Below are 26895 nucleotides of genomic sequence, written 5' to 3'. Positions count from 1 at the left end.
TTATGTTTTCATAGCCAAAGATATTAAAAATAGTTATGCTGATTATTTTTCAAGCATACTTTTAAGTGTCATTCAGGACTGTACTCTCCAATTTGGGGAAATTCTGTAATCCTGAGCGTAGTACAGCCATAAGGAATCAACTCAATATTCTCTATTTCTTCAGCAACTTCAGCACCATACATCACTGTATATGGTAAAGGGCCAGCACTTTTGTTGTACGATTTCCAATTTGGCATAAGCCTCGCCTTTGTCTTTATAGTGATAGGGGCATTAGCTACATTCCAAGGGTAGTTATTTTCCTTATTGACTTCGCCCACTTTACTCAAATCTATTTTGTAGTGCACCTGCATATTCTCTTTAGTAGTTTCAATCAGTGCATAATTCCAAGGGGTCTTGGCTATATGCTGATAATAACTAAGCCCCTCTGCTCCATTCTCTACTTTCTGTTGCTCCGTATCTATTTTAAGTGCATAAACAAGAGGTCCTCTCTCCACACTGCGTGAATTTTCTTTCCAAACGCTCAACCTTACTTCAGGAGTAAATGTTATATCTAATTGATCTCCTTGTTTCCACGTTCTCATGATAGTAACCAAATTATCTGAATCAGCCGTATACGAAACCTGTTCACCATTAACTTTTACTATGTTTTCAGTACTCCATGCAGGTATTCTAAAAACAAACGGAAAAGTAGTTTCCTTACTAATATCTGCAACAGTAAATGTTATTTGTTCACCGAACGGATAACTAGTATCTTCTATTATATGTACGTTTACGTCATCACCCACCTGTGTAACCACTTCCGAAGGAGCATACAATGTCGCAGCAATGCCTTTATCAATCGTAGCATACCATAAGTTTTGCACAAACTTAGGCCATCCCTGATGCATATTTGACGTACAACAAGGATAACCAGTCAACAAACCAAAACAATTGTCTAATCCAGAATGATTGACATCAAAATTCCGCTGATATTGTGACAATTCTATTTGGTTAACTTGTTGAAAATATTGCCGAGTCTGAAAATGGTCATCTACATGTGCCGGCAGAGCGTTATAGGTTACTTTTTCCAATAATTCTGCAAAACGCGGATTTCCAGTTATTTTATACATAGTTTCTAAAGAGAACATAAACTCCACAATTCCACACAATTCTATACCTTGTGTCGGGTCATTACCATGAATTGCCTCATCCACACTGAACATACCGATAGGATAACCCTGAAAATCACGAAGATCATCAAGGGCTATATCCAAAGCTTCCAAATATTTTGCTTGAGGATCTGCTTGATAATATACAATAGGAGTCTTTATGCCTTGCGCCAGATTGACTCCATGTATAGTCCCTACTTTCCTCAACATCTCACGTTTAAGAAATAAATCAGTATAGGGCTCCGTTTGTTCATAAACTAATTTACCCAATGTCAGCAGATCATTATTTCCTGTTATATTATAAAGCCAATATATCATCATCAAATTATCACCACCACGCATTCTTGCCCAGAAAGTCCACTTATCCAACGGCGTTTCTTTCAGATTTTTGAGCTGGTAGTCGAAATATTTCGTCATGAAGTCTATTACTCTTTGGTCATTTGTAGCCGAATAATACTGCTGTAGGATTTTAAGAACGACCATTCTAGGCCACCAATCCTGACAATTATCCCTTTGCAGACCGATTTCGAAAGGATAATCTTTCTCAGGACCAAAATATCCATTTTCCTTTTGACTATGTAAGGCCCATTCCACCCAAGGCTTTGTCTTTGCAATCAAAGCTGAATCTTTCAGAATATAGGCTAAAGGAAGCAAACCATCAATCCAATAAGGACCACGTTCCCATTGATCTCCGTCTCCTCCGAGCCACCCATTTCTAGCTCCCATCACCTCAGGATAGAGTACATCCAAGTTTCCGGTAGCTCCCTCTTTTTGCCTTATCAACATTTCTTTGATCCATCCTTTCGGCGAAATACTTCCCAAGGGTAGTTCTGCAAACCGATTCATGACTAATGGTGCACGATTAAACCCTTGTTGTTTTGTCATAGCTTTTTCTGTTCGTGTACAACCAAAACACAAAAGTGATAAACCACCCACAATGATACCTAAACTAAATAGTTTCATAATATACCTTATCAATTTAATATTAGAATTATGTATTATCGTTTTTTTGATAGGAGCAAAAATAGGGCTTATACTTCTGAATCGAATGGACTAACCATTCAATAGGATGGACAAACGGCTCAAAAGGGAAATAACAAGGGCTAAAGAAGAGTTATCAAAGGGGGAGAATAAATAAAAAGCTCTTTGTCTTCCATGAAGAGACCAAAGGGCTTTTTATTTGTTTACTTGTTTGTTGTCAATCATCCCAATCGGATAAAGGTAATACTTTCTTTCCATACCACCTCATCCAGGCATACGCCTTCCTTTTTCTAAGATAAAGTGTATCACCACAATTCTCCAGTGCCTCCCAATCAAAGACAGAGTGAGGACGGAACGACTTTTCCAACCAATAAAAGATATGGTAAGTCGCAAAGGGAAGCAACATCCACCACCATGAGAAGAACAACGACAAGACCAAAGCGGGTAGCAACGTCAACAAGAAGCATTCCCAGAACTGCCTTGCATGGATTCTGACTTCCATATCTTCCCAAATCTCCAAATATTTATATCGGGTAAAAAAAAGACCACCCAACATAAAACAATGCTTCTTTCCTTTTCCTAAGAACCATTTTGCCAAAAGATTATTATAAAAAATCATACTCTTACTATTTTTGTATATAATCTACTTAACAGAATATGAAATCAAAGGTTTAGGCTTTTAGCGTTTAATATCATTATACACACCCTCTTTCCACTTAATATTTAAAGCTGCTTCCCCCAAGAAATTCGCGAAGCAAAGAAGTCGGCGGAATTTCCTTATCCTGTACGGGAACGAAATATTTGATAAACTTCAATAACCGATAAGCCTCGCAATATTCGGGACAATTACGCGGTACTCCCATCAATATAGGCTCGGCATGGAGACGAAGCACGGCAAACTCGAAAAGCAGTGCCGAGTTAAACATTACATCTGCATTTTCCTGATAAGGGAAGATCCACTTGTCTTCACCCGCACGCACACTAGGCCAACGCGAGATTGTCTCACGGGCAGAATATCCCCGATAATTGAAATCACGGATAATACGGCGTAACAAACGATTGTCCGTTGTCGGAATCCAGTTGTGATCGTCCAACGAAATAGTCGTCAACGCAGAAACATAAATCTTGAACTTCCGTTCTGCCGGAATATGAGGAGTAAGCTCGGGATTTAAGGCATGAATACCTTCCAGGATTAAAATCGTATTATCTTCAATTTTCAGTTTATCACCCTTATACTCTTTCTTTCCGAGTGAGAAATTAAAACGGGGAAGTTCCACCTCCTCTCCACGAAGCAATGCCTGCAACTGCCGATTAAACAGTTCCAAGTCGAGCGCGTAAAGCGATTCATAATCATAGTTTCCGTTCTCATCCAACGGCGTATCTTCACGGTCTACAAAATAATTATCGAGAGAGATAGGATACGGCTTTAACCCGTTCGTCATAAGCTGAATAGAAAGGCGTTTGCTGAAAGTAGTCTTTCCCGAAGAAGACGGTCCGGCTATCAGCACCAGTTTCACCCGGTTTCCGTTTTCTCCCCGATGGAAGATGGTATCAGCAATCTGAGCAATCTTCTTTTCCTGCAATGCTTCCGCAACGTTTATCAAATCCGTCGCGTGTCCTACTTCACATGCCAGATTGAAATCACCCGCATTGTTAAGCCCCATGATATAGCTCCAATTCAGATATTCCTTAAAGACATCCAGCATCTTCTCCTGCTTCACGACATCTTCCAAGACTTCCGGATTCTCACGGCTCGGAATGCGAAGAAGTAATCCATCGTAATATTTCACAATGTCGAACAGCTTCAGATATCCGGTGCTGGGCAGCAGATTACCATAGTAATAATCAACCGTATCTCCCAACGTATAATAATAGGTATAGAGAGAACCGGAAGTTTCTAGCAATCTGACCTTATCATTCATTCCCCGTTCGCTGAAAATACGCACAGCCTCAGTTGTATGGCATTCAATGCGATGATAAGGAATATCCTCAGCAATAATTTCCTGCATACGCTGCTTGATACGCATCACGTCTTCCAGCTCCACAGGACGCCCAATCCGCAAATTGCAAAAATATCCTTTTGAAACAGGGTGCTCTACAAACAATTTTCCTTCCGGGAACAGTTCCGTGACAGCCTTGAACAGTACAAAGCAAAGCGAACGGACATAAGTCCGCATACCGGACTGGTCACGCACATCCAGAAACTCTATATCCTTATTATTATAGACTCTGAAATTAAGCCCTTCAGATCGGTTATTGACTTTGGCGCTAACCACCTGGTAAGGAAAATTAAGATTAAAACCGTAATAAATATCCAAAAGTGAGCTCCCGATAGGGAATTCTTTAGAAATATTATTATTTTTGCAACATATTTGTAACATCTGTTTCATCGAGTTCGTTAAAAGGTGAATATTATGGGACTAAATATACTTATAATCAGATTGAGAACAAATAACCATTAAAAATATTATAGATGGAATATTCTTTTTATGATTTTTTAAAGCTCATCGGTTCACTGGGACTCTTCTTGTACGGAATGAAGATCATGAGCGAGGGCTTGCAAAAGGTCGCGGGTGACAGGCTACGAAGTATCTTGACGGCAATGACTACCAATCGGGTAACGGGTGTTTTAACAGGTGTGCTAATCACAGCCCTTATCCAGTCCTCTTCAGCAACGACTGTAATGGTCGTAAGTTTCGTTAATGCAGGACTGCTCACTCTTGCCGAATCCATCAGCGTCATTATGGGCGCCAATATCGGTACTACCGTAACCGCCTGGATTATTTCTATTTTCGGATTTAAGGTTGACATGGCTGCATTCGCCCTTCCACTTCTGGCCATTGCCCTTCCGCTTATCTTCTCAGGCAAAAGTAACCGCAAATCCGTCGGTGAATTCATTTTCGGTTTCTCTTTCTTATTTATGGGACTTTCTTACTTGAAAGCCAATGCTCCCGACTTGAACGCCAATCCGGAAATGCTTGCCTTTGTACAGAACTATACGGATATGGGATTTTTCTCCATCCTCCTGTTCTTATTCATCGGTACTATACTGACCATGATCGTACAGGCCTCCGCCGCTACGATGGCAATCACGCTAATCATGTGTGCCAACGGCTGGATCAGCCTGGAATTGGGAGCTGCCCTCGTATTGGGTGAAAATATCGGAACAACCATCACCGCCAATCTCGCCGCATTGACAGCCAACACACAGGCTAAGCGGGCAGCATTGGCCCATTTTGTATTCAATGTATTCGGTGTTATCTGGGTGCTGATTATTTTCCATCCTTTCATGCAGATGGTTAACTGGGTAGTAGACACTTTCTTCCAAAGCAGCGATCCGGAAGTCGCCATCTCCTACAAGTTGTCGGCTTTCCACTCTATCTTCAACATCTGTAACGTATGTATCCTGATATGGGGTGTGAAATTGATTGAACGTACCGTATGCGCTCTCATCCACCCGAAAGAAGAGGACGAAGAACCACGATTGCGCTTCATCACCGGAGGTATGCTTTCCACTGCAGAGCTCTCTATACTTCAGGCACGTAAAGAAATCCATCTCTTTGCAGAGCGTACCCATCGTATGTTCGGCATGGTGCAAGATCTGCTACACACAGAAAAGGATGATGATTTCAATAAAGTATTTAGCCGTATAGAAAAATATGAAAATATCAGTGATAACATGGAACTTGAAATTGCCAATTATCTGAATCAGGTTTCTGAAGGACGCTTAAGTTCGGAAAGTAAATTGCAGATACGTGCCATGTTGCGGGAGGTGACGGAAATCGAAAGTATCGGTGACAGTTGTTATAATCTGGCACGTACTATCAACCGTAAACGCCAGACCAATCAAGACTTTACCGAGAAACAATATGAGCATATCCATTTCATGATGAAGCTGACTGACGATGCGCTCGCACAGATGATCGTAGTGGTGGAGAAACCGGAACATCAGAGCATCGACATCAACAAGTCGTTCAACATTGAAAATGAAATCAATAACTACCGAAACCAACTGAAGAACCAGAATATTCTGGACGTAAACAACAAAGAATATGATTATCAGATGGGAGTTTACTATATGGATATTATCGCCGAATGCGAGAAACTGGGTGACTATGTAGTAAATGTGGTAGAAGCCAGCAGTGATGTAAAAGAGAAGAAAGCTTCTTAATGGATTATAGAAAAAGAATGAGAATGTGTCATAATGAATAATCTCCGTTTTGACACACTCTCATTTTTCTCTCAATAAATTCTCTCTCTTTTAATTTTAACCTTCGTACGGTTCGAAATCTTCCTTTCCAACTCCGCACAGAGGACACGTCCAATCTTCCGGAATGTCTTCAAACGCAGTTCCCGGTTCAATTCCGCTTTCCGGATCTCCTTGTTCAGGGTCGTAAATATATTCACAGACCGTGCAAATGTACTTCTTCATAATGTTCGTCTTTTTATTGGTTTTCTGTATAATAAAACACATAAAGCAATATATTTGTTCAACACTTTATTCAAATATTGAAAGAAAAAACTATCTTTGTAGCTAGATTCATCAAACTAAAACAAAGATACCAGCCATGCTCATCGCATTATCATCCACTTTTATAGTCTTATCCATTATACTATTAGTCAGCTTCTTATGGGAGCGAAAGAAATGTCTTCGGATACAAAAACGATTATTCCGGGAATCCAGGAAATTAGACCGCACCAATCATATCACCAGCGCTATTCTAAAGAATGTACACGCCTACATCCTGCTGATAGATAATGATTTCAAAGTGCTCAAGACCAATTACTATCAAAAGACAGGGACAAGAAAAGGGCTGGAAGAAAAAAGAGTGGGTGACTTGTTACAATGCCGTAATGCCTTATCCTCTCAAGGAGGTTGCGGCACGCACGATCTTTGCGGCTTTTGTCCGATACGCCAAGCCATCCGTCAGGCTTTCGAACACAAAAAAAGTTTCACCGATCTCGAAGCGGCACTGACGGTTGTAACAGCCGATGATCAGGCCGTTGAATGCGATGCTATCATATCCGGCTCCTACTTTCTTCTGAATGATGAAGAAAACATGGTACTCACCGTGCATGACATCACCCGCTTGAAGAATACGGAAAAAGAGTTGGAACTTGCCAAAGAGAAAGCCGATAACGGAAAATCACAGTAATAAATCCAACTTCATAAAAAGTTTTAATTAAACAGTCAATCACAATTTTATATTGTACTTTTGCAACTCAAACTAAACGCATGTATCTGCATGAGTACAAATAAAGATGATATCTATCACATAGGACTTACTGATAATGAAGTCCTACAAAGTAGGGAAAAGAACGGCGCCAACCTGCTAACACCTCCCAAGCGTCCCTCTCTGTGGAAGCTGTATTTAGAGAAATTCGAAGACCCTGTTGTACGTGTACTGTTGGTAGCGGCGGCATTCTCGTTAATCATTTCTATCATCGAGAATGAATATGCCGAAACTATCGGAATTATAGCCGCTATCTTGTTGGCCACCGGAATTGGTTTCTTCTTCGAATATGATGCGAACAAGAAATTCGACTTACTGAATGCGGTCAATGAAGAGACTTTAGTTAAAGTCATCCGGAACGGTCGTGTACAGGAAATCCCACGCAAAGATATAGTAGTAGGTGATATCGTTATTCTGGAAACAGGCGAAGAGATTCCTGCGGACGGAGAGTTGCTCGAAGCCATTTCTTTACAGGTAAATGAATCGAACCTGACGGGGGAACCTGTTATCAACAAAACAACCATAAAAGCGGACTTCGATGAAGAAGCGACGTACGCTTCCAATCTGGTAATGCGAGGCACTACCGTAGTCGACGGTCACGGCACGATGCGCGTTCTCCACGTAGGCGATGCTACTGAGATTGGAAAGGTAGCTCGCCAAAGTACCGAAGAGAAGCTCGAACCGACTCCGTTAAACATACAGTTGACCAAGCTTGCCAACCTGATCGGAAAGATCGGTTTTACGGTTGCCGGACTCGCTTTCCTTATTTTCTTTGTCAAAGATGTACTGCTCTACTTCGACTTCGGAGCATTGAACGGGTGGCACGAATGGTTGCCGGTTTTTGAACGGACTCTCAAATATTTCATGATGGCTGTCACCTTGATAGTAGTGGCCGTCCCCGAAGGATTACCAATGAGTGTCACGCTCAGTCTGGCGTTGAATATGCGCCGTATGCTTGCTACCAATAACCTGGTACGCAAGATGCACGCTTGCGAAACAATGGGGGCCATCACCGTGATATGTACGGACAAGACGGGTACACTGACGCAAAACCTGATGCAAGTGCACGAGCCCAACTTCTATGGTTTAAAGAACGGCAGCGAATTATCCGACGACGATATCAGCAAACTTATCACCGAAGGTATCAGCGCCAATTCTACTGCTTTTCTTGAAGAGACCGGTACCGGTGAAAAGCCGAAAGGTGTGGGAAATCCCACCGAAGTAGCGCTATTGCTATGGCTCAATAGTCAAGGAAGAAATTATCTGAAACTCCGTGAAAACGCACAGATCCTCGATCAGCTGACTTTCTCCACAGAACGGAAGTTTATGGCAACGCTTGTAGAGTCGGCCTTGCTGGGAAAGAAAATTCTCTATATAAAAGGTGCTCCGGAGATAGTGCTCGGGAAGTGTAGAAAAGTCATGTTGGACGGACAGCAGGTAGACGCTACCGAATATCGTTCGACAGTTGAAGCACAACTGCTGAACTACCAGAACATGGCCATGCGCACATTGGGATTCGCTTTCAAGATTGTAGAAGAGAATGAACCGGACGACTGCACGGCATTGGTATCGGCCAACGACCTAAACTTCTTAGGTATCGTAGCCATCTCCGACCCGATTCGTCCGGATGTGCCGGCCGCAGTTGCCAAATGTCAGTCGGCAGGTATAGGAATCAAGATTGTGACCGGTGATACTCCGGGAACCGCTACGGAAATCGCACGTCAGATCGGTCTTTGGAATCCGGAAACGGATACGGAGCGGAATCGCATCACCGGAGTTGCTTTCTCCGAGTTGAGTGATGAGGAAGCATTGGACCGTGTGATGGATCTTAAAATCATGTCCCGTGCCCGTCCTACGGATAAACAACGTCTGGTGCAGTTGCTCCAACAGAAAGGGGCGGTAGTAGCCGTGACCGGCGACGGAACCAATGACGCTCCGGCTTTGAATCATGCCCAAGTAGGCCTGTCAATGGGAACAGGTACTTCCGTTGCCAAAGAGGCCAGCGACATTACCCTTCTCGATGATTCGTTCAACAGTATCGGAACCGCCGTGATGTGGGGACGTTCACTGTATAAGAACATCCAGCGTTTCATCGTATTCCAGTTGACTATCAATTTTGTCGCGCTATTGATTGTCCTGCTCGGTTCGGTGATAGGCACGGAACTGCCGTTGACCGTAACACAGATGTTATGGGTAAATCTGATCATGGACACTTTCGCCGCTCTAGCTTTGGCTTCTATTCCGCCAAGTGAAACCGTTATGCTTGAAAAGCCCCGTCGCAGCACTGACTTTATTATCAGTAAAGCGATGCGGTCTAATATAATAGGTGTAGGTTCTGTCTTCCTTATCATACTGCTCGGAATGATCTACTATTTCGACCACAGCACACAAGGTATGGATATACACAATCTTACCGTTTTCTTTACCTTCTTTGTCATGCTGCAATTCTGGAACCTGTTCAATGCCCGTGTATTCGGTACTACCGATTCGGCATTCAAAGGCCTTTCCAAATCGTATGGGATGGAGTTAATTGTATTGGCCATCCTGGTCGGACAGTTCCTGATCGTACAGTTCGGTGGAGCTGTATTCCGTACAGAACCGCTTGACTGGCAGACGTGGCTTCTTATTATAGGCGTTTCGTCCATGGTGTTATGGGTTGGAGAACTTATTCGCCTTGTTCAACGTATGATTCACAAAAAAGAAAGAAATGAAAAATAAAGGGATCAAAAACCTTCTTATTGATTTGGGCGGTGTACTTATCAATCTCGACCGCCAACGATGTATGGAGAACTTTAAGAAATTAGGGTTCACGGATGTAGAAGAACGTTTGAATATCCAACAGTTGAACGGTATCTTCATGCAACAGGAAAAAGGCTTGATTACTTCCGCAGAGTTCAGGAACGGGATGCGGGAAATGATCGGTAAAGCAGTCAGCGACAAACAAATCGACGAGGCTTGGAACAGTTTCCTGATAGACATCCCCACATACAAGCTTGACTTACTTTTGAAATTGCGTGAAAAATATGTAGTCTATCTGCTTAGCAATACGAATGAAATTCATTGGAAATGGGCTTGCGAGAATGCGTTCCCATACCGTACGTTCAAAGCAGAGGACTATTTTGAAAAGGCATACCTCTCATACGAAATGCATCTGGTAAAGCCGGAGCCCGAAATTTTTAAAGCAGTCATCGAAGATGCAGGCATCGAACCGCAGGAAACATTTTTCATTGACGATTCTGAGATAAATTGCAAAGCAGCCCGAGAACTCGGTATCTCGACTTATACCCCCAAAGCCGGAGAAGACTGGAGCCACCTTTTTAAGAACAAGTAAATTCGTAGAGATGCAGATTATACGTGACATATCGACTCTTCGCCCGGAACCCTCCGTAGCTACCATCGGCTTCTTCGATGGAGTGCATACGGGACATCGCTATCTGATCCGACAAGTGAAAGAGATAGCGGTCGCCAAAGGTTTACGTTCTGCATTAGTGACTTTTTCGGTACATCCCCGCAAGGTGATGAACGCCGATTATCGTCCTGAGTTACTGACTACTCCGGAAGAGAAAATAAGACTGCTGGATGACATCGGAGTAGATTATTGTCTCATGCTTAACTTTACTCCTGATATTTCCCGGCTGACAGCCCGCGAGTTCATGGCTCAAGTGCTGAAAGAACGCTATCAGGTAAAATGCTTAGTCATCGGTTACGATCACCGTTTCGGTCACAACCGCAGTGAAGGTTTCGAGGATTACGTACGTTACGGTAAGGAAATAGGCATAGAAGTGATTCGTGCTCACGCCTATACCGATAATATAAAGATAGGAGAACATCAGAATACCCCGATCAGCTCCTCCCTGATCCGCAAACTTCTGCATGAAGGAGAGGTGGAACAGGCCGCTCTTTGCCTGGGATACGAATACTTTCTGGACGGAACAGTAGTAGGCGGTTATCAAGTAGGCCGGAAAATAGGTTTTCCTACCGCCAATTTAAGTGTAGACGATCCGGATAAACTGATTCCCGCAGACGGAGTTTATGCCGTATGGGTCACATTCGACGGACAAACCTATATGGGAATGCTGAACATCGGTGTCCGCCCGACTATCGACAACGGTCCTAACCGTACAATCGAGGTGAATATCCTTCACTTCCATTCTAACATATATGACAAGTTTATCCGGCTTACGTTTGTCAAACGGACACGCCCCGAACTGAAATTCGCCGGCATTGACGAGCTGATAGTGCAATTGCATAAAGACGCCGAAGAGACGGAAACAATCCTTCTTGGCAAACAAGCAGAGCGGTCAAAATTACGACCGAACTAAATAACATATAACTGAGTAATAACTTTAAAAGCAGATTCGTATGCAAAAGACATTCATGAGTATCTCCCTGGTGGTAATAGCAATATCAATGCTAGCCATGTTTATATGCAGTTTCTTCACAACCCGATAAGACGTAAAGTGGTATGAAGACGGCTATCAAATTAATATTAATAGACCTTGTCATCGCACAGATCGCTGCCCCTATTCTGGTAATGATTCCCTATACCATCTATTTATTGGTCACTACCGGGAATCTGGATAAAGGTATACTGACACAAGCGATTATGATTCCGGCACAATTGGCGGGACAAGTGATGATGGGTATTTATTTATGGAAAGCCGGTTATATCAGTACGCAAAAAGCTACATGGTCTCCCGTATCAGCAGGCTATCTGTCATGCAGCGCATTGGCCATTCTCACGGCCGGATTTGCAGTATCCGCATTGATGGGGCTGCTGGATTGTATTCCTAATATCATGGAACAGTCTTTCGATATTCTCCAATCCGGATGGGGAGGCATTCTTGCCATATCCATCATAGGTCCTGTGCTCGAAGAGTTATTGTTTCGCGGGGCAATCACCAAAGCATTGTTACAGCAATACAGTCCGGCAAAAGCAATTCTCATTTCAGCATTCCTATTCGGTGCCTTTCATATCAATCCAGCCCAGATACTTCCGGCATTCTTAATCGGCATCCTGCTGGCATGGACATTCTACAAAACCGGCAGCTTAATTCCCTGCATACTCATGCATATACTGAATAATTCGTTGTCGGTATATCTCAGTATCAAGTTTCCGGAAGCTGAGAATATGGACGACCTGATAAACGGCAATTTATATATTTACGTTCTTGCAGGAGTCTGTCTCATATTCATAGCAACCATCCTGTATATGCAGCGCATGACCTCTAATAAGTAGAGGTCATATCTTCCGGAACACAAATATAGAAATCCGCTCTTCCTTTATTCTCTTCATCCAATTGTCCGATACTCTCCTGGCGCACCGAACAAACGGTCTTTACCGTTGTTCCCGGACGATATTGAAGCAGATACGGAATGATTCCGCCTTGAAAGTCCGAATGGTAGTTTCCATTGAAATGAAGGAACTTGCTTTTCATATTACGGGCAATAAACCATCCCATCGTAGCATCTTTGATGGCCTGTGCCTGTGCCAGATATTCCGCATTTCCCTTGCTTTTCCCCATCATGTGCATCAATGCGAAAGCTCCCTGTTCCTCTTCTTTATATGTGAACGATACCGGGAGAGGCGGCAAATAGCGTTTAGCCTCATCGGACAATGAGTCCAGATACTGCAATCCCCTGTCTTTCACCACGTTTGCATATCGACGGGGAACATTGGTCGCAATGAACGGGATACGGTTCTCCTTAGCAAAGAACACAAACGGAGCATAATCCGTACTATAATTGTCCCACAAACGCGCTTCCGCTTCAAAACGGTCATAAGAGATCTGCCGATTCATATATTCATCCAGAATCAGTTGATTGTCGGCCTCCAGCATTTCCGCCCCCATCATCAGTTTATCCTTATGAATGGCATACAAAGAACGGGCAAGCTCGTACTCCAACCAATGAGTAATGCAGCAATTATGAATCTCACCGATAAACACGACGTCCGGTTGCGCCAACGCAGCAACCAGTTCGTCATATCCAATCTCCTTGCCGTTCGCATCAAACAAGGTATACGCTTTCTTATAGCCTTTTTGGGCAAAGGCTGTCGCTCCTACCAAACATAGGAGTAACAACACACATACTTTTTTAGAAAATAGTTTATTCATTGTATTTCTGATGTTTTCCGATATATAATAATACAAACTTGTCAGGATTCACCAATTCCTTGAATGCTTTCCGAATATCCGTGGTGGAAATAGAAGACAGGCATTTTTCGTACTGTTCAAAGTCATCTATCGTCTCTCCGTTCTTCAGCAAATTCACCAGATTGGTACGCCATTCCGCAGACGCCTCGTTTGAAAGGACCTTTTGTTTTGTCAGCAAGAACGATTTTTTCATTGCATCCAGTTCCTCTTCCGACACTTTATGAGTACGGAGTTCATGAATGATTTCCTTTATCAATCCTTCCACTTTCTTCGTATTGCCCCAATCAACGGAAGCAGACAAATCAAAATAAAACACCTGCTGCGGCAGTCCATTATAAAACAAAGAAGCATACGGAGAATAAACGATATTTTCCCGTTCGCGCAATATACTCAACACACGGTTCTGCAAAATATCACGCATCAGCTTCAGTGTAAGACTATTCCTCAAAGAGGGTTGGTAATTGCCACAGAATACATAATCGAATATAGTCTGCGTATCATTCTCATTCGGGAATGCTTCGACATACGTTTTTCCGGGCAATTTGAATGGTTTGTCAGAAAAGGACAATCCCGTCTCTACTTTTTTCATACGGGCAAAAGTAGCGGTCAGCAACTTCTTAATGCTGTCCGTATCAAACTTACCGGTCACGACGAACACCGTTTGCGAGGGATTGGTATATAAGGAACGGTAATAGGCAGCAATCTTATCCAGATTAAGCGACTCTAAATCTTTCTTTGTCAACGCCGGGCGGGAAACCATATTCCCCATCAGCGAATCCAGACGATTCGTCAAGGCACGGTCCGAAGCACGTTTCATCATCTGCTCAAGTACCGTTTCCTTTCCCAAACGTTCTATCTCGTCCTGCCGGATTTCATCGAAGTCTTTATAACAAAGTTCCGGACGATAAATCTTCTCATACATCAGGTTAAACAATTCTTGTGCTTTGCCGGCAGGTGCCATTCCCATTATATCATGCCAGAAGTTACTAATGGCAAGGTTCATGGATATTTCTTCTTGTTGCATATAAGAAGACAGTGTATCATAAGGCACACATGCTATTCCTCCCATTTCCATATAGCCACCCGTTCCTTCGTAAAGCGGATAATCCTCATCCGACAAATCTCCAACGCCTCCCCTACCGAAAGCGGTCACAAAGAGAGACTGATTCTCATCATCCGTAGGACGGAGCAGAAAGCGCAGCCCGTTCTTCAAAAAGACTTCCGTCAAGTTCATCTCCGGATATTTCTTCTCACTGACAATATCAGAAGCATCAAACACGTGGCTTTTGGTCAGACATACAGGTGCCGTTACCGTCTCTTCCTTCACCTCTTTGGGTACGTAGACAAATTCTTTTAACGGACTCCGGATTCCTTTTTCCCATGCACGTAGTATGTCTTCTTTCTGAATAGAGTTCTGCTTACCCGTATTATTGCGATAGGCAACCAGCAAAGCCTGCTCTTTGTAGGAAAGCCATTCCTGCAATAGTTTCTGCAAAGTTGCACTGTCAGTCGACTGTACCTTTTCAAGCAATTGGCGCATCTCCTCCTCCGACTGTATGTAGCGGTCGCCGGATATAACGTAATCTACAAAATCATCACACCACTTGCCGGACAACTGTGCGGAACAGTCCACCTTCAATGTTCTGGAAAGCTCTTTGATAGCATCATCTAGCTCTTCCGGCGTAAAACCGTTCTTCAAGATACATTCCAGCTCGTTAGACAAATCGGATACTTGCTGCAAAAGACCGGATTTATCCGTTCCGGAGAAAGTAAACACAAAATGATTCTTATCGGAAAGGAACCAGGCATCGGATACATTACTACGAATCTGCCGAGCTTGCAAACGGTTAGTAATAGCCCGTACCAACAAAGAACCAAGCTCTTTACGGTAGATAGTTCCAACAGTATTTCCCACCACGCAAGGATGAGGGATCATCAATTCCAGTTCAGAACTACGTTTGAGATCATCTCCTATCTCATGAAGAGCTATTCCTTTTTCATAAGTAAGAGGATAAACACGATACCCTTTCACCTTCTTACGGGGAATGGAAGCGAACATTTCTTTGATCTTCTTCTCTATGGAAACCGGATCTACATCGCCTACCACTACAACAGTGGCCATTTGTGGAGAGTACCATTGCTGATAAAACTCAATCAGTGTTTTACGGTCAATGCTACGAATATCCTCCGAACTACCTAACGGCATACGGTCGGTAAAACGGTTTTGACCGATCTTCAAGCTATAAAAGTCATCTCCTATGTCATAGCCGCGCAACTCTTCCAAAATCACTCCACGTTCTTTCTTCGTCCGTTCTTCCTCAAAGGAGAGTCCGTCCAACCAATCTTTCAGTATCAACAGAACTTTATCACTTACGGCAGAATCAGTCTTATCCATCGGCACTGTCAGCATGAAAATAGTACGGTCATAGCCGGTCACAGCATTGATATCCCGTCCAAATTTCATTCCTAGACTTTCCAAGTAGTCCACCATGCCGCGTCCGGGAAAGTGTTTGCTACCGGCAAAAGACATATGTTCCAAAAAATGGGCGGCTCCCTTTTGCTTATCCGTCTCCTGTGCCGAGCCGAGCCGCATCACCAAACGAAACTCCGTTGTATGAGCCGGTGTCCCGTTCGGGAGAATCAGATAGTGCAAACCATTCGGTAATACACCTTCAACGGTGTTGGGAGGTAAACCGATTTTCTTCTCTGAAACGGATTGTTGCGCAAGCATATCTACAGATATTCCTCCTAAAAGAAATGCTAAGACTAGAATAGCTTTTGTTTTAATTTGTTGTAGCATAAATTAATTATAAGTCTGTTATTTATTTAAGGTATAAGTTACATAGATTTGGGTGTAACCACCTGAATTATAATGATCCCACGAAAATTGGAAAGTAAATGTATCCTCGTTAAAAGAGCCTTTCGGTTCAATAAAATCGGAAGGTTCATTTCCCCATCCATCTTCATCAATAGAAGAATAAAGGAGATAAGCTATCGGATCCAAAGTTGTAGCATACTCTGTTATTAGTTCAGCAACCGAATACTCTACCCAATTATTACCTTCCAACACAGATACAGTTTTTCCTTGCTCTCCCATAGTTTTCCATCTATCCCATGCTGTAAATGAATACTCAAAAGGAACATTTTCTAAATCATATCCATAAACATCCTGTACTGTCGTCACAAAAGAAATTGATTGCGCTTCCGGCTCCAGTTCAATATTATCAAGCAAAACTTTGAATTCTTCCTCATCTTCACTGAAATTAATAGCTTTCACCATTGCCTGATTATAAGGCTGCTCCATCCAAACCTCATCATCCTCTATCGTTTCTTTCTTTAATATCTCCCACAGGAATGAGGTCAGCCCCAACGGATTATCAATCATCTTCAATATCGGTCGTTCCGCAGTAGCATTATCACTTAATGTAATCACACTCTTACCTTCAAAAGAACGGGTTTCTTCATCATAGAATGTTCCAATATCATCTGCTGGATATATGACTGTCACATGACATTTCACCTCTCCTATAAACCGATTTAAATTCACCCCATATCTTTCTCTATATCCCTCTATCAACTCTATCTGTTCTTCAGTCAATTCGGGTAAAGTCGGGCTAGGTTTCGCTATTAATTTTAATTCATTCCACACACGCATACGTGAATCCGTAAAGTCTTTAACTTTAAGGGTCAGTACCTTTTGAGTATTCAACAAGCTCTTATGATTAGAAGCTACCTTAAAGCTCGCTTTTTTTTCGCCAGCCTTAATCAGCACACTCCCATCGTTCTCCATATTCAAAACTCCATCCTCATTGCCCGACAATTCAAAATGAATTGTAGCATCTGTTTCTACAGCAGTAGCCAAAAGCACATCTACAGTAACAGGACGATCATCATTTTCCGCTATGGCAGGGTCATCCGCCGTACTGATCTGTATATAATTACTTCCTTTGTAAGTATAATCAATATCGTTACTACAACTTGTCACTAATCCCAACAAGAAAAGGACGTGTAAACACAGATAATAATAGTTATATCTCATAATCTTCCTTTTTTATTGAATCAATTTTACCTATTCAAAGGCCATCCTTCATTCTGAGTTATATTCTCATTATATTTATATTCCGAACGAGGAATGGGAAAACACCAGCGATAATCATCCACCTTTATTTTGGTATCCTCTCTATCTCCCCACTGCGACAATCGGGACAAACCTCCCGAGTGCGAACGCTTCAAATCGAAGTAAAGCACGCCCTCACCGGCAAATTCCTTTTGTTTTTCTTTATGAATAGCCTCTATCAGATCGGTTCCCGTCAAATCATCCTCCATAGGAGTAGCTTGGCAAGCCTCCAGATATTCATTCATCTTTTCAATCGCCTTGCCTTCTTGCCCGGTCTGCCGACTATAAGCCTCAGCAGCAATAAAGTAAGCACCGGCATAGCGCATCACGTTGATGTACTGTATACTTTTGGATTCCTTATTCCATTTATTATATTTCCCCATCAGATTTCGGGACTCTCCATCCATCTCGAAAGGATATACATTGTAAGCTTGACGTATATCATCGTCTCCATAAGTGATAGCGGGATTCAATGCAAAGTAATCACCGTTCGTCGCATCAAACTGAATACCTGCATAAAAACTCTTCGATGTATAAAAAGCGAATATACGCTCTTTGCAGGAAGCCGTTTCCCAAAGTCTTCCGTAACCATTCTCCGTGAACATATCATCCGTCGCTTTTTCCAACACCTTCTCCGCATAAGTTGCGGCTTGCCCATACTGTCCGACATACAGTTCCAACTCTGCCAACAGATAATAAACCGCAGTCTGAGACAGCCAGCCGTTCTTATCCGGATTATTCTCAACCGCCACAGCTTCCGTCAGTAATGTACGGATAGTAGTCGTACAGGTTTCGATGGAAGAACGTTTCGGAAAAGCAAGTCCCAGTTCATCCTTCAATACAATCCCGTCCGCTTGCGGATTCTTGTCATAGGCAGGAGCAAACAGTCTCAACAGATTGAAATAGCAAAGCGCCTTTAATGCTTTCGCCTCACTAATGATAGCCGCTTTATCCTTCTCCTCCGATGCATTCTCCAGCGTTATGTTATCCACGCGTTCCAATAAAGCGTTGCAGGAAGCAATCGTATTATAATACTCCCCCCACAAACTTTCGGCAAGAGTCGTTATAGAATTATCCTGCCAAGCATAAAGGTTCTTCAGGCTCATATCTTTTCCCACAATGGAAGTCGGGCAAAAATCATCGCCCAAAATAGAAAGTTCATATTCGTAATGTGGATACAAACTATAAACAGAGGACAAAAGAGAGCGTGCCGTTGAAATATCCACAATAGCATCCGGATCCGAATACTGATCGGAAGGGGGAATGTCCAATGAACAAGAAGACAATCCCGACAGACTCCCCACCATGACGGCACATATATAAATGAGTTTCTTTATCATAATCGTTATCCTTTAAAAAGTCAGATTCATATTGAATGTATAAATAGGCTGCATACTTCCTGCAAGTGTACCGCTTTCCGGGTCGGACTCTTTGTATGAAGTCCAGGTAAACAGATTGGAACCTTGAAAAGCAAAAGTAGCATACTTCACGAACGGTATCGTTTTCCGCAAGAAACGTTGGTCTACACGATATCGCAGAGAAACCATAGAGAGTTTCAGGTAATCACTCTTTCCCACAGTCAAGGAGTTGGGATACAAAGTAAGGTTCTCTTCCGCAGTAGCCGAAGTATAAAAAGGAGTAGGATATACTTTCCCTTCATCACCGGCTTTGAACCACATTCTTTCCGTCTGTCCTGCCACAGCGTTCCGGTTCACATTATCCTTATCACGCACATACGAATAGTTGAATTGATGAATGCCGCCGTGTACATAATAGAAATCCACATCCAAGTCGAAGGCTTTGTAAGAAAGAGACAGGCCGAAGCTTCCGGTATACGGTGGTGTAGAATGCCCCAAAGCTACCACATCATCCACTGTCAATGTTTCACTCGCCTGCTTCTCCTTATTATCTTTCACCAGGAATACCGGATAACCGGTCAAAGGATTAATGCCTAAAGACTGAGGACCATAGATCATATCGTATGACTTGCCCACTTCATAATCCGGAATCAACGCATCCTCAGACGCATATATCTTGTCTGCATAATACAAGTCAATTACCTTGTTACGATTGTACGCCATATTCCATCTCAAATTCAAAATCCAATCTCTTGTATCCAGGACTTTCGCTTTCAATCCGAATTCGATTCCCCGGTTTTCCAATATACCGATATTGCGCTTCAATGTGGTATAACCGGTGGAAGAAGGAATGGGCACATCAAGCAACGCTTGTTCCGTGCGGCGATTGTACCAGCTTGTCTCCAAAGTCACCCGATTAAACAACTCGATACTGACTCCCGCATCAATGGATTTCGTCTGTTCCGGTTTCAAGTCCTTATTATAAAGTCCCATCAACTCCAGAACACGCTGATCCTCATACGCATTATTGGAATAGGCGAAAGTAGCTACCGTAGAGGAAACGGAAACACCATTCAGATTGGCTGTATATCCGTAAGACGCTTTCAGATTCAAGCGGGTCAGGACAGTATTGTCTGCCAAGAAAGAGTAATAGCTGGGAGTCCAGCCGATACCGACTGCCCAAGCGCTATTCCAACGCTTGTCCGAAGGCAGGATAGAAGACGCGTCCGCTTTATAAGTCGCATAGAAATCGTAAATATTATCAAAGGTATAACCTAATACAGCTCCCAATCCCAACTGCGCGTTTTTATCTTTCAGAGCGCCGACTTCCGCCTGACGGGTTCCCTGAATGGAGTGATTGATGGCAGCAGCCGAATTAATCGTTCCCACGCCATAACCGGTTATGGACACATTATCCAACTGAGTGAGGTAGTAGTCCATATTAGCTCCCAACGTAAGGTCATGCCTACCGGCAAATACATGATTATAAGTCGCACGAATGTTAGTAGAGATGTTCGTGGTCGTATTCTTTGATTTTGCGAAAATACCCCGTTTAAGTTCCGGAATACCACTTGTCATTTCCGAATAAGAAGTAGAAGGGGTAAACTGTTCCGTTTCATCCAACAGAAAGTCCAATCCCGCCACTGCGGCAATATCCAGTCCGGGCAAGGGATTCAAGGTCAGGCTACCACTGATTCCGGCAGTTTTCGCCGCACTCTCCTGGCTGAACTGATTCATCAAGTCCTTATAAGTACGTCCCGGATAAGAAATCAGTTCGCCACCGTCTTTCGTTTCATAAGGATTCAACTCATAAACCAACTGAGTCGGATCGGAAGTAGATCCGTTCGGGGTATTCGTCTTCGCATATCCACCGTTCACACTCAGCAGAGCGTAACCGATATGCCCCAGTTTCTGATCCAGATTCATACGCAAACTCATACGCTGCTTGTCGTTACCCGGCAAACGTCCTCCTTGCTTGGTATAATTGGCGGATATATAATAGGTAGTCTGTTCGCTTCCGCCCCGAATGCTTACATTATGTTTCTGATACAGATTGTTACGAATCAACTCTTTGAACCAATCTGTATTGATATTCCTCAATTCGTTCAACTTCTGTTCCCCCGACGCAATCAATTGCGACAGGTTAGGATCGCCCGCATAGTATTTATTGTAGTAATCAGCACTGTAACGATATCCCGGAGTCTCCGGATTCTGCAACAACCGTTCCAGCTCCAGTTTCTCCGCTGAGTCCATCATAGACACGCCGCGACGACCACGCGTCGTGACTCCCATGTCCAACGTATAAGTAACCATTGTCTGCCCGCTGACACCTCGCTGGGAAGTGATTTCCAATACCCCGTTGGCAGCCTTGATTCCATACAAGGCACAGGCAGCCGCATCCTTCAGCACCTTTATTTCCTTGATGTCCATCGGGTTTAGATTATAGAAAGTTTCCGGACTGATGACCTTACCGTCCATAATATACAACGGTTCATTCGTCGTATTCCCTTTACGTAAAGAAGAGTTTCCACGAATACGGATTTCAGGAGTCGACCCCAGTTCTCCGGTATTCTGGATAATCAATCCGGGAACAGAACCTTGCAATGCCAGCCCCATATCGATCATCGGCTTACTATTGATGCGTCGCATATCCACCTCTTGCACCACTCCGGAGCGGGCACGAATATCAATCTCGTTAATATTAGCTTTGGCTGTGACAACAACCTCATCCATATTATTCACATCATCAAGCAAAGTCACATCCAGCCGTGTTTGTCCTTTATAGGTAACTATTTTCCGCTTCATACCGATAAAGGAAAACTCAATACTCACACCGGACTCCCACTGTCCCTTCAACACATACTCCCCCTTTTCATTGGAGATAGCTCCATAAGGCGTATTTTTTACCTTAATATTAACTCCCGCTAACGGAAGATCCTGCGCATCGCGCACATGACCAGAAATTCGTTTTTCATCTCTTTGCGCTTGCAAAATGACACAAAATGAGAGAAAAGCTAAAAACAGTATCCGTCTCTTTAAATAGTAGTTCATACATTTTGTCTTTTAACTATATGGCATAAAAGAACAAAGAAAAGCTAATAAAGACAAATAATGTCTACAATAATTAAACTATTTTAAGGATTATACCTATCAATAGGTAGAGCGAGAACTGCCATCTGTTTTACTTTTAACTACTTCCCCTCTTTGGCTTTGAATGCCAACGCATACATCCGTATTTGTTTTACCATCGACAGCAAACCGTTGCTACGGGTAGGTGACAAATGTTCCTTCAACCCGATTTTATCTATAAAATAAAGATCGGCATTCAAGATTTCATCAGGAGTATGATCCGACAATACCTTGATCAGCAAAGCTATAATTCCTTTAACAATCAAAGCGTCACTTTCCGCCTTAAATACAATCTTACCGTCTACATCGTCCGCCTGAAGCCATACCCGGCTCTGACAACCTTCAATCAGATTCTGTTCTGTTTTATATTTTTCATCCAGCGGTTCTTGCTCATTTCCCAAATCAATAAGTAGCTGGTAGCGGTCCATCCAATCATCGAAGTCACTGAACTCTGCAATTACTTCGTCTTGTAATTCATTAATTGACATACTATTTATTTTATTTCTCGTTATAGATTACCTCCAATACAGTCTGACCGACTGCTTTCAATGTATTCTTATCAATGTGATCCATATTATCCGTGAGGGTATGCCAGGTAGGAGTAAATCCACCTTCCGGATCAGAAGCAATGATATCAATCGTCTTGATACGCGCCAACCGGTTAATGAACAAATGATCGTCCGTCACCCCTCCTCCATCTTCATTGATAAACAGATTGCCGTATCCCAGCTTCCGGGCAGCCTTCCAGACCTTCTTATTAACGTCCGGCGCAAACTTCTCGGAATAGGATTCTTTCAGAAAGACCGTATTCTTACCTCCTACCATATCAAGCAGAATTCCGAAACGGGCATTGTATCCTTGAACATGAGGATTGCGCGCCCAATACTGTGCTCCCAGGCACCATGACTCTTCGTTATCCTGATCGTGCGCTCCATAATCTTCCGCATCAAGAAAGATGATGTCGATTCCAAGCTCCGGTTGCTGTTGATGAACCAGACGGGCAATCTCCAGCAAAGCTCCCACCCCGCTTGCTCCGTCATTAGCACCGAGAATAGGTGTTTTATGATTCTTTTTGTCAGGATCATTGTCGGCCCATGGGCGTGTGTCCCAATGTGCGAACAAAGCAATTCTTTTCTTACTTTCCGGCTTATAGGAGCCAATGATGTTTCTAGCCTTCAGCAAAGTACCGTCATAAGCTATCAAGTCGGCATACTGATCGGTCACCTGTGCGCCAAACTCTTTCAATTGCTGCGCCAGATAGTTTCCACAAGCTATATGTCCCTTTGTGTTGGGGACACGAGGTCCGAAGTCCACTTGATTCTTTACGTACAAATAAGCACTGTCCGCATCAAACTGAGGTACATTCACCACCATCTTTTCGCTTTGTTCATTAGTTGTATTCGCTTTGTTGCCTCCTCCGCACGAAAATGCAGACAGTAGCAGAAAAGCAGTCGTCAGTAACATCATAGGTTTCTTTTTCATTATCCTCTTATCTATTAAGGTCTCAAAATTAGTTATTTTCATCAGAGTATCACCCGGATGAAATAGATTATTAACATATAAACTTTAATTCCACATTTTTCTTTCCAACGGTGAACTCCACTCTGGCTCCGTTGATAAGCGGCAGATTGTGCGCGACATGTCCCACCGGAAAATTAAAACAAACGGGATAATCATACTCTTTCACCAAATCCGCCAAAGCCGCATACAGTTCCTTTCCCAACGAACGGTCTTCTTCATATTCGGTAAACTGTCCGACGATGAGCCCGGACAATTTTTCGAGCACACCACCCAATTTCAAGTTATACATCATACGCTCAATAGCATGAGGACGTTCGCTCACATCTTCTATAAAAAGCACTGTTCCCGCTGCCGGAATATCGTATGGAGTGCCGCGTAAGCCATAAGCCACCGACATATTTCCGCCCCGCAAAATACCTTCCGCACTGCCCTGCCTGTTCAACTTATGCTTCTCACAAGTATAAACAGGAAGATTGCCCGACAATATATCCTTCAAATAAAACGAACACGGATCATCCTCCGGCTCCACCGTAAGATGGCGCGCCATCAATGAATGCAACGAAGCATAACCGTTTTTCTGGAACAGGTTATGCAGAGCGGTAATATCACTGAAACCAAGCAGCCATTTCGGATGTTCGCGGAAAGCGGTAAAATCAAGTTTGTCGATCAGGTGAACCGCTCCATACCCGCCCCGACTGCAAAGAATGGCTTTTACTTTCGGATCATCCATTGCATCCTGCAAATCATCCAAGCGTTGTTTGACTGTTCCGGCAAACCGACCGGAAGAGCCACCGGCATGCTTTCCCATAGCGACCTTCAAGCCCCATGACTCCAGCCGTTTCTTCGCACCTTTCAAGAACAGCTTGTCTATCTTACTGGAAGGTGATACGATGACCACTTTATCGCCTTTCTGCAAAAAGGGAGGAAATTGAATATCCATACTTAATAATCTATTTATGATTCGGTAGATTTACTCATGCAAAAATACACGAAAAAACGATTCTAAGCGCATCTACCCGACAAAACAAACAAAATATAGCAAAATGTTACACAACAAGCGCAACTTTTCGGTTTGGAATCGTTATTTTTTCAATGATTTTTCAGATATTTGCTAAAAATCTAACGTTATGGAACCTATTCGAAATTTCGCTCAACTGACAGCCCATCTTAAAGTACTGAACCGCAGAAAACGTATCGCCGTAGTCTGTGCCAACGACCCCAACACGGAATACGCCATTTCCCGCGCTTTGGAAGAGGGCATTGCGGAGTTTCTCATGATCGGAGATTCAGCCATTCTGGAGAAATATCCCACACTCAAGCAATATCCCGAATATGTGAAAACCCTTCATATAGAGGACCCCGACGAAGCGGCGCGTGAAGCGGTGTGTATCGTCCGCGAAGGGGGAGCCGATATCCTGATGAAAGGGATTATCAATACGGACAATCTGTTGCACGCCATCCTCGACAAGGAGAAAGGCTTGCTCCCTAAAGGAAAAATCCTGACTCATCTTGCCGTCATGGAGATACCAACGTACGATAAGCTGCTTTTCTTCTCGGATGCGGCCGTCATTCCGCGTCCTACATTGCAGCAACGCATTGAAATGATCTGGTATGCCATCTGCACCTGCCGTCATTTCGGGATCGAACAACCGCGCATCTCATTAATACACTGCACCGAAAAGGTCAGTGCCAAATTCCCTCATTCATTGGATTATGTGAATATCGTAGAGCTTGCCGAAGCCGGCGAGTTCGGCAATGTAATTATTGACGGACCATTGGACGTGCGTACTTCCTGCGAACAGGCAAGCGGGAATATCAAAGGAATCGTCTCCCCCATCAACGGACAGGCAGATGTACTGATTTTCCCGAATATCGAATCGGGGAATGCTTTTTACAAGTCCGTTTCCCTCTTCGCCAAAGCAGAGATGGCGGGATTGTTGCAAGGACCTATCTGCCCGGTGGTTCTTCCTTCGCGCAGTGACTCCGGATTGTCCAAATATTACAGTATCGCTATGGCGTGCCTGCAGGTGTCGGGAGACTGTGAATGCAGGAAGCAGGGTACTCAAGTTGCAAGTTCATCCATCTAAATCACACTTAAGCCTCACGATCCATGAAGATTCTAGTTATCAACCCCGGCTCCACGTCCACCAAAATAGCTGTTTATGAGAATGAAACGCCATTGCTAATCCGCAACATAAAACATACGACAGAAGAGTTAGCCGCATTTCCACGTATTATCGATCAGTTTGAGTTCCGCAAGAACCTGGTACTGAAAGTGCTGGAGTCCGAAAAGATACCTTTCGACTTTGATGCGATCATCGGACGGGGAGGACTGTTGAAACCGATTCCCGGTGGAGTGTATGAGGTAAACGATATCATGTTGGACGATATCATCCATGCCATGCGCAATCACGCTTGTAACTTGGGTTGTCTCATAGCTTCCGAACTCAGCCTCTTGCTTCCCGGTTGCCGGGCTTTCATCGCAGATCCGGGCGTTGTTGACGAGCTGGAAGACGTTGCACGCATCACAGGCTCTCCACTCATGCCGAAAATCACTATCTGGCACGCATTGAACCAACGGGCCATCGCCCGACGCTTCGCCAAAGAACAGCGCACAAAGTATGAAGATTTAGATCTGATTGTCTGCCATTTAGGTGGAGGGATTTCCGTAGCCGTCCATCGGCACGGAAGAGCGATAGACGCCAACAATGCATTGGACGGCTCCGGTCCTTTCTCCCCCGAACGTGCCGGTACACTGCCTGCCGGGCAGTTGATTGACTTGTGCCACAGCGGCCGGTTCACGAACGACGAACTTAAAAAACGTATTTCCGGACGTGCCGGACTGGCCGCCCATCTGGGAACAACCGACATCCCCACCGTCATACGTTCCATTGAAGCAGGCGACCATCACGCCAAACTGATATTGGATGCCATGATTTACAATATCGCCAAAGAGATAGGAGCCGCCGCTACCGTACTCTACGGAAAGGCGGATGCCATTCTACTGACAGGCGGTATCGCGCATTCCGATTATGTAATCAGCCGATTGAAAGAACGCATATCATTCATTGCTCCCGTATATGTGTATCCCGGAGAAGATGAATTGGAAGCATTAGCCCTCAACGCGCTCGGTGCATTACGGGGAGAATTGCCGATACAAGTATATAAGTAAGGTTGCTCCACGCAGAGAATAAGGAATTGACGCGCACAAAACAGTACCTTTTTATGCACGCGGGTAGTCGTCACCTTACA

General features: G+C 43.6%; 19 protein-coding genes and 1 pseudogene. 8 read left to right on the top strand and 12 right to left on the bottom strand.

The genetic code is table 11. The features are described 5' to 3' along the window. Positions 1-68: 68 nt before the first annotated feature. The 3 genes from ACNOGP_RS06920 to ACNOGP_RS06910 form a co-directional block, all read right to left on the bottom strand. Positions 69-2033: a beta-L-arabinofuranosidase domain-containing protein gene (locus ACNOGP_RS06920; RefSeq protein ID WP_418214396.1), complete on the bottom strand. Its 1965-nt coding sequence runs from the start codon at positions 2031-2033 to the stop codon at positions 69-71. A 313-nt stretch (positions 2034-2346) separates the two neighbouring features. After that, entirely contained in the window at positions 2347-2748 is a 402-nt protein-coding gene (locus ACNOGP_RS06915) for a hypothetical protein (protein ID WP_007767559.1), read from the bottom strand. 97 nt (positions 2749-2845) lie between these two features. Continuing rightward, positions 2846-4519 (bottom strand): nucleoside kinase, encoded by a 1674-nt coding sequence (locus ACNOGP_RS06910; RefSeq protein ID WP_143865298.1) that lies wholly within the window; start codon positions 4517-4519, stop codon positions 2846-2848. 83 nt (positions 4520-4602) lie between these two features. Between ACNOGP_RS06910 and ACNOGP_RS06905 the strand changes: the two genes are divergently transcribed. Then, entirely contained in the window at positions 4603-6300 is a 1698-nt protein-coding gene (locus ACNOGP_RS06905) for a Na/Pi cotransporter family protein (RefSeq protein WP_186968527.1), read from the top strand. Positions 6301-6396: 96 nt separating this feature from the next. Here the strand turns inward: ACNOGP_RS06905 and rd are convergent, their stop codons facing one another. Further along, positions 6397-6561 (bottom strand): rubredoxin, encoded by a 165-nt coding sequence (rd, locus tag ACNOGP_RS06900; protein ID WP_007767584.1) that lies wholly within the window; start codon positions 6559-6561, stop codon positions 6397-6399. A 223-nt stretch (positions 6562-6784) separates the two neighbouring features. Between rd and ACNOGP_RS06895 the strand changes: the two are divergent. The 5 genes and pseudogenes from ACNOGP_RS06895 to ACNOGP_RS06875 form a co-directional block, all read left to right on the top strand. Next, positions 6785-7267, top strand: a pseudogene (locus tag ACNOGP_RS06895) (hypothetical protein); the annotation flags it as partial. A gap of 108 nt (positions 7268-7375) precedes the next feature. Next, a complete protein-coding gene (locus ACNOGP_RS06890; RefSeq protein WP_418214395.1) occupies positions 7376-10081 on the top strand; it encodes a calcium-translocating P-type ATPase, PMCA-type in 2706 nt (901 codons plus the stop codon). Next, on the top strand, positions 10071-10694 hold the full coding sequence (locus ACNOGP_RS06885; protein WP_143865310.1) for an HAD family hydrolase: 624 nt from the start codon (positions 10071-10073) through the stop codon (positions 10692-10694). Before ACNOGP_RS06890 ends, ACNOGP_RS06885 begins: the two co-directional genes overlap by 11 nt. 10 nt (positions 10695-10704) lie before the next feature. Beyond that, positions 10705-11685, top strand: a complete 981-nt coding sequence (ribF, locus tag ACNOGP_RS06880; protein WP_418214394.1) for a riboflavin biosynthesis protein RibF — start codon at positions 10705-10707, stop codon at positions 11683-11685. Positions 11686-11828: 143 nt separating this feature from the next. After that, complete coding sequence (locus ACNOGP_RS06875; protein WP_418214393.1) at positions 11829-12602, top strand: lysostaphin resistance A-like protein; 774 nt, start codon at positions 11829-11831, stop codon at positions 12600-12602. On the opposite strand, the gene ACNOGP_RS06870 is transcribed toward ACNOGP_RS06875, so the two are convergent. The 8 genes from ACNOGP_RS06870 to ACNOGP_RS06835 form a co-directional block, all read right to left on the bottom strand. Then, the gene (locus ACNOGP_RS06870; protein WP_418214392.1) at positions 12592-13479 is read right to left on the bottom strand and encodes a ChaN family lipoprotein; all 888 of its coding nucleotides are present in this window, start codon (positions 13477-13479) and stop codon (positions 12592-12594) included. The two genes, ACNOGP_RS06875 and ACNOGP_RS06870, sit on opposite strands and share 11 nt — an antisense overlap. Next, positions 13472-16318: a M16 family metallopeptidase gene (locus ACNOGP_RS06865; protein ID WP_418214391.1), complete on the bottom strand. Its 2847-nt coding sequence runs from the start codon at positions 16316-16318 to the stop codon at positions 13472-13474. The genes ACNOGP_RS06870 and ACNOGP_RS06865 overlap by 8 nt, the downstream gene beginning before the upstream one ends. Before the next feature lie 18 nt (positions 16319-16336). Then, complete coding sequence (locus ACNOGP_RS06860; RefSeq protein WP_418214390.1) at positions 16337-17557, bottom strand: DUF4929 family protein; 1221 nt, start codon at positions 17555-17557, stop codon at positions 16337-16339. A gap of 26 nt (positions 17558-17583) precedes the next feature. Beyond that, positions 17584-18975 (bottom strand): RagB/SusD family nutrient uptake outer membrane protein, encoded by a 1392-nt coding sequence (locus tag ACNOGP_RS06855; RefSeq protein WP_418214389.1) that lies wholly within the window; start codon positions 18973-18975, stop codon positions 17584-17586. Between the two features lie 12 nt (positions 18976-18987). Next, positions 18988-22044, bottom strand: coding sequence for a SusC/RagA family TonB-linked outer membrane protein (locus tag ACNOGP_RS06850; protein WP_418214388.1), 3057 nt, complete (start codon positions 22042-22044; stop codon positions 18988-18990). Positions 22045-22184: 140 nt separating this feature from the next. Further along, positions 22185-22610, bottom strand: a complete 426-nt coding sequence (locus ACNOGP_RS06845; RefSeq protein ID WP_007756730.1) for a SufE family protein — start codon at positions 22608-22610, stop codon at positions 22185-22187. Between the two features lie 10 nt (positions 22611-22620). Beyond that, complete coding sequence (locus tag ACNOGP_RS06840; RefSeq protein WP_418214387.1) at positions 22621-23604, bottom strand: M20 family metallopeptidase; 984 nt, start codon at positions 23602-23604, stop codon at positions 22621-22623. 70 nt (positions 23605-23674) lie between these two features. Beyond that, positions 23675-24583 carry a S66 peptidase family protein gene (locus ACNOGP_RS06835; RefSeq protein WP_418214386.1) on the bottom strand — a complete coding sequence of 303 codons (909 nt, stop codon included), beginning with the start codon at positions 24581-24583 and terminating at the stop codon, positions 23675-23677. A gap of 187 nt (positions 24584-24770) precedes the next feature. Here ACNOGP_RS06835 and ACNOGP_RS06830 point away from each other — a divergent pair, with 187 nt between their 5' ends. Both ACNOGP_RS06830 and buk read left to right on the top strand, forming a co-directional pair. Then, the gene (locus ACNOGP_RS06830) at positions 24771-25730 is read left to right on the top strand and encodes a phosphate acyltransferase (protein ID WP_418214385.1); all 960 of its coding nucleotides are present in this window, start codon (positions 24771-24773) and stop codon (positions 25728-25730) included. Between the two features lie 23 nt (positions 25731-25753). Next, on the top strand, positions 25754-26815 hold the full coding sequence (gene buk, locus ACNOGP_RS06825) for a butyrate kinase (protein WP_418214384.1): 1062 nt from the start codon (positions 25754-25756) through the stop codon (positions 26813-26815). The last annotated feature ends 80 nt before the right edge of the window (positions 26816-26895 follow it).

The sequence above is a fragment of the Bacteroides difficilis genome (assembly GCF_048319815.1).
Lineage (GTDB): Bacteria > Bacteroidota > Bacteroidia > Bacteroidales > Bacteroidaceae > Bacteroides > Bacteroides zhangwenhongii.
Note: the sequence above shows the minus strand (reverse complement) of the source record. Positions and strands in the feature narration are given on the sequence as shown.

What these genes read in the sequence shown, in the direction of transcription:
- ACNOGP_RS06855 (WP_418214389.1), bottom strand. Translation starts at nt 18,975, where the DNA reads ATGATAAAGAAACTCATTTATATATGTGCCGTCATGGTGGGGAGTCTG.
- ACNOGP_RS06850 (WP_418214388.1), bottom strand. Translation starts at nt 22,044, where the DNA reads ATGAACTACTATTTAAAGAGACGGATACTGTTTTTAGCTTTTCTCTCA.
- buk (WP_418214384.1), top strand. Translation starts at nt 25,754, where the DNA reads ATGAAGATTCTAGTTATCAACCCCGGCTCCACGTCCACCAAAATAGCT.
- ACNOGP_RS06830 (WP_418214385.1), top strand. Translation starts at nt 24,771, where the DNA reads ATGGAACCTATTCGAAATTTCGCTCAACTGACAGCCCATCTTAAAGTA.
- ACNOGP_RS06865 (WP_418214391.1), bottom strand. Translation starts at nt 16,318, where the DNA reads ATGCTACAACAAATTAAAACAAAAGCTATTCTAGTCTTAGCATTTCTT.
- ACNOGP_RS06890 (WP_418214395.1), top strand. Translation starts at nt 7,376, where the DNA reads ATGAGTACAAATAAAGATGATATCTATCACATAGGACTTACTGATAAT.
- rd (WP_007767584.1), bottom strand. Translation starts at nt 6,561, where the DNA reads ATGAAGAAGTACATTTGCACGGTCTGTGAATATATTTACGACCCTGAA.
- ACNOGP_RS06845 (WP_007756730.1), bottom strand. Translation starts at nt 22,610, where the DNA reads ATGTCAATTAATGAATTACAAGACGAAGTAATTGCAGAGTTCAGTGAC.
- ACNOGP_RS06910 (WP_143865298.1), bottom strand. Translation starts at nt 4,519, where the DNA reads ATGAAACAGATGTTACAAATATGTTGCAAAAATAATAATATTTCTAAA.
- ACNOGP_RS06875 (WP_418214393.1), top strand. Translation starts at nt 11,829, where the DNA reads ATGAAGACGGCTATCAAATTAATATTAATAGACCTTGTCATCGCACAG.
- ACNOGP_RS06885 (WP_143865310.1), top strand. Translation starts at nt 10,071, where the DNA reads ATGAAAAATAAAGGGATCAAAAACCTTCTTATTGATTTGGGCGGTGTA.
- ACNOGP_RS06840 (WP_418214387.1), bottom strand. Translation starts at nt 23,604, where the DNA reads ATGAAAAAGAAACCTATGATGTTACTGACGACTGCTTTTCTGCTACTG.
- ACNOGP_RS06905 (WP_186968527.1), top strand. Translation starts at nt 4,603, where the DNA reads ATGGAATATTCTTTTTATGATTTTTTAAAGCTCATCGGTTCACTGGGA.
- ACNOGP_RS06860 (WP_418214390.1), bottom strand. Translation starts at nt 17,557, where the DNA reads ATGAGATATAACTATTATTATCTGTGTTTACACGTCCTTTTCTTGTTG.
- ACNOGP_RS06835 (WP_418214386.1), bottom strand. Translation starts at nt 24,583, where the DNA reads ATGGATATTCAATTTCCTCCCTTTTTGCAGAAAGGCGATAAAGTGGTC.
- ribF (WP_418214394.1), top strand. Translation starts at nt 10,705, where the DNA reads ATGCAGATTATACGTGACATATCGACTCTTCGCCCGGAACCCTCCGTA.
- ACNOGP_RS06920 (WP_418214396.1), bottom strand. Translation starts at nt 2,033, where the DNA reads ATGACAAAACAACAAGGGTTTAATCGTGCACCATTAGTCATGAATCGG.
- ACNOGP_RS06870 (WP_418214392.1), bottom strand. Translation starts at nt 13,479, where the DNA reads ATGAATAAACTATTTTCTAAAAAAGTATGTGTGTTGTTACTCCTATGT.
- ACNOGP_RS06915 (WP_007767559.1), bottom strand. Translation starts at nt 2,748, where the DNA reads ATGATTTTTTATAATAATCTTTTGGCAAAATGGTTCTTAGGAAAAGGA.